This window comes from Jatrophihabitans sp., assembly GCF_036389215.1.
In the GTDB taxonomy this organism is placed as follows: domain Bacteria; phylum Actinomycetota; class Actinomycetes; order Mycobacteriales; family Jatrophihabitantaceae; genus Jatrophihabitans_A.
In genome coordinates, this window is record NZ_DASVQG010000288.1 from 1 (window position 1) to 4174 (window position 4174).

At 68.8% G+C, this 4174-nt stretch carries 3 protein-coding genes; all 3 read right to left on the reverse strand.

Annotated features, from left to right (window positions below; all coding sequences use genetic code 11):
* The coding region (locus tag VF542_RS16145) for a tetratricopeptide repeat protein (RefSeq protein WP_408652717.1) at positions 1-1101 on the reverse strand (1101 nt) is incomplete at its 3' end.
* Positions 1102-1390: 289 nt separating this feature from the next.
* Complete coding sequence (locus VF542_RS16150) at positions 1391-2713, reverse strand: hypothetical protein (protein ID WP_408652718.1); 1323 nt, start codon at positions 2711-2713, stop codon at positions 1391-1393.
* Positions 2714-2771: 58 nt separating this feature from the next.
* Positions 2772-4082, reverse strand: a complete 1311-nt coding sequence (locus VF542_RS16155; RefSeq protein ID WP_408652719.1) for a D-arabinono-1,4-lactone oxidase — start codon at positions 4080-4082, stop codon at positions 2772-2774.
* Positions 4083-4174: the final 92 nt, after the last annotated feature.

Below are 4174 nucleotides of genomic sequence, written 5' to 3' on the forward strand. Positions count from 1 at the left end.
CTGCGGGGTGCTGCCATACTGCTCGGCCAGACGGCGACGAAGCTCCAGTGACTCGGTGAACGCGGCCAGCGCGGCGTCCAGATCCCCCTGGTCCCGCTGTACCCCGCCAACTCTGTTCAGCACCACCGACAGGTCGCGCAGCGCCTGCGCGGTGCTGCCGTGCTGCTCGGCGAGCCGGCGGGACAGGTCCAGCGATTCGGTGAACGCGGCCAGCGCGGCGTCCAGGTTGCCCTGCTGCTCGTGCATCCCGCCGACGTTGTTCAGCGATACCGACAGGTCGCGCAGCGCCTGCGGGGTGCTGCCATACTGCTCGGCCAGACGGCGACGAAGCTCCAGTGACTCGGTGAACGCGGCCAGCGCGGCGTTCAAGTCCCCCTGGTCCCGCCGCACCCCGCCGGCGTTGTCCAGCGATACCGACAGGTCCCGCCACAATTCAGGGCTGTCCGGCTTCCGGGCGACCGCCTCGCGAGTCAGGTCGGCCAGTTCGAGGGCCGCACGTCCACGTTCATCAAGGATCGGGGATGCGATAAGGATCTGCAGAAGTACCCGGGCGGTAGCCTCATCCAGCGCCTGATCTGACAACCATGCCCTGCGCGCAAGCCGCAACGCTTCGGCCTGATCGCCCTGCTGCGAGCGGGCCAGGGCCAGCCAGGCATCCGCGACGGCTCGATCGCTGGGGTTTGTCGATGCTTCGACCGCACGCTGAGCCGCCGCCAAGGCGGCGTCTGTCCGGTCGCTGCGCAGCGCAATCGCGGCCTGCCGGACATGATCGGCGATGGCCGGTGACAACGGTGCGGGCGGCCGGGCAGTCTGTCGTGCCGCTGCGGCCTCCGGCTGCGGTGCGGCGGGGTGCTCTCGATCGGCGGGAACGGACGGCGGGGCTTGCAGGGTGGCTGTCAACGATCGGTAGGACCAGAGATCCGGTGCCGCATCCCGCACCAGGTTCAACGCATCGGGCGGACAGGCGAGCACCAGTGCAGCCGGCCGCGCTGCTCGCAGCGCGTCGCGGCGCTCGTTCAGCCGATGCAGCAAGGTCGACCACCACTCGCGCCGGACTTCAGGGCTCGCGATCGGGTCATCGAGCAGCCAGGTCGCCAGCACTCCTGGCCGTATTGGGGTGAGCAGTTCGCGCAACGCATGGCCGACATCGGTTGTCGAGTTGATCCGAAGCTCCTGGACCTCAGCCACCTGTGCCGAGGCCAGGTCTCGGGTACGGCCGATCAGCTCGTTGAGCTCGACCGTCTGGGCGCCGAAGATAATTGCCAGCCAGAAGCCGTCGTGCAGCTGGAACTCGGCGCGGAGCCGGTCCCACAGGCGTTCGGCATCAGGGTCAAGAGCGGCCGCGGCGCCACGGGGCCTGGTCATCGCCGGGGAACCTGCGCGTGCATGCTCACTCGATACCGAGCGAACGCCTTGCCAGCGGGTGCACCTCGTACCAGTCCTGCCCGTTCAGGTGACCGAGCAGCATGTGGCTCTGCAGCAGCCGCGCCATCAGTTGAATCTCGTCGGCAGCGGGCCGGACGGTACCGTCGCCCTCAGCGACTGATCGCAAGAAGCGTTCCTGCTCCAGGGTGATCGTCGAAAAGTCATGCGCGATGTAACGGATCGCCTCGTCGATGTGCTCCGGAGCGACCGGAAGCGGCAGCGAGCGGCGCAGGATGAGATTGACCAGCTGCCTGAGCAGGGTGAACAGATCCCGCAGATGCCCCCCGGAGGCTTGGATGAGCAGGTCCAGGTCGTCGGCGCCGGCGAAGATCTGGTCGGTCGGGATGCGCCGGCGGACGACCTCGCGCAACTCTTCGACGGTCTTCTGCACGCTCTCTGCGCCATTGTCACGGCGAGGCCGCACATGAGGCACCGGTACCGGAAGCACCCGGGCGTCGTAGGGCAGCGCGCCGGGCGCGGTGAACTGCAGGTAGGTGGGCACCGTGTAGATCATGTGGTGCGAGGCGAACTTCAGCTTGCTCGCATGGTTGACGAACAGTCCCTCGATGGACTCCTGCACCGAGATGTCGTTCTCCGTCGTGCCGCGCAGCTTCTCCAGCCCGTCCGCGATCAGCACGAGCCCGGCCGACTCGTCTCCGGACACCAGCTCGCGGAGGAAGGCGGCCACCTCCTCGTACAGGGTGCCGACGTGGTAGGCGAGCTTCCTGCGCAGCTCTGCCACGAAGGGCTCGCTGCTCTTGAGCTCGCGTTGCAGGTCCACCTCGACCGTCGCCGCTCCGAAGGCACCGAGTTCGACGCCGTCGCGGGACGCCTTGGCCGAGATCCCGCCGATGTTCAGGTCGATGGACAGGCGCGACAGCAGGGTGCGCAGCCGCCGGCCGAAACCTTCCTGGCCGGCCTCCTCACTTCCGCCGAGCGCGTCGTGGGCGCCGAGCGCCAGCGCGATCAGGAACTCGGTGATGTCGACCGGTGACGATTCGTTGACGTATCTGGTGACGTCGAAGAGAACTGCACGGTAGCCGTGCTTGTCGAGGTCGCTGCGCAGCCGGCGGAGCTCAGTGGTCTTGCCCGCACCCGATGGCCCGGACAGCAACTGGGTGGTGGTGTCGACCGCCAGCTCGATGGTTGCCATCATCTCGTCCACCGCGGCGTGACCGGACTCCCGAAGCGGAACGTAGCGCTGCTCCGCCGGGTCGCCGGGGTCCAGCGGATCGAGCGTGAGCTGGGCATTCCAGCTGCGCAGCTCGGTGACGGGCACGCTCGACATGTGCAGCAGCATACGGCGACGGCTGATCATGCCGACGGCGACACCAACCCCGCAGCGATCAGCTGCCGAGCACCCGGCGCAGGTAGTCGTTGCTGAACCGGCGGTCCGGGTCGTAGGTGTCGCGCACCGCCAGGAACTCGTCGAACAGCGGGTAGGACGGCGCCAGGTCCTCGGCCGAGCGGTAGTGCAGCTTGCCCCAGTGCGGCCGTCCGTCGACCTCCCGGGCGATGGCCTCGACAGCCGCGAAGTACGTCTCGTGCGGGCGCCGGTAGTACTGGTGCACCGCGATCCAGCAGGTCTCCCGGCCGAAGGCGGGCGACAGCGGGATGTTGTCCGCGGCCGCCAGCCGCACCTCGACCGGAAAGGTGATCTGCTCGCCGGAGCGCTCCAGCCAGTCCTCGAGCTCGTCCAGGACGTGGCCCAGCGCCGTACGCGGCACCGCGTACTCCATCTGGCGGAACACCACCCGGCCCGAGCCGGTGACGAGCCGGTGGGCCTGGTCGGTATAGCTGCGTTCGGGCAGTGCCCGGGTGGCTACCCGGTTCACCTTGCCGGTCACGCCGGGCCAGGTCGCGGACAGCCGGTTCATGGCGCTGAACACGCTGCCGAGGACCTTGTCGTCGTACCAGGTGCGCATCGGGCCCCGTGGCTGCAGCGGGGCGTCGGCGGGTAGCCGGGTCTGCACCTTGGTCAGCACCCGGCGGGTGTGCGGGAACCAGAGGAACTCGAAATGGTCCCGTAGCTCCAGCCGGGCGAGCACCTCGAACAGGTCGTCGTAGTCGGCCGGCGCCTCGACCGAGTGCAGGACGAAGGCAGGGTCGCACTGCAGGGTCACCGCGGTGATGATGCCCAGCGCGCCGAGACTGATCCGGGCGGCGGCGAACAGTTCCGGGTGCTGGTCGGCCGAGCACTCCAGCAGCTGCCCGTCGGCGGTGACCAGCTGCAGTCCGCGCACCTGGCTGGCCAGGCCGGTGAACCGCCGGCCGGTGCCGTGGGTGCCGGTGGCAATGGCGCCGGCGACGGTGGCGGCGTCGAGGTTTCCCATGCAGTTCAGCGACAGGCCGAGTTTCCACAGGTCCCGGTTGAGGTCGCGCAGCGTCGTCCCGGCGCCGAACGTCACCAGCCCGATCTGCTTGTCGGCGGAGATGAGGCCGGTGAGCTTGGACAGGTCGATCATTACGCCCCGGGTGACGGCGATGTCGTTGGAGCTGTAGCCGGCCCCCACCGCCTTCACCGACAGCTCTTCCTGGGCGGCCCGGAGCACCTCCTCCGCGACCTCGGCGGCCGAGGTTGGGTAGCTCATCCTGGCCGGGGTCACCTCGTAGGTGCCCGCCCAGTTGTGCCAGCCCGGCGGTCCGTGTCTCACCATGATGGCCGGACTATAGAACCCCCGGCCGTGCCTGGGCGAGTTGCAGGATCTACCGCTTCACGGGGTCGTCACCGCTCTATCCGCACGGCGAC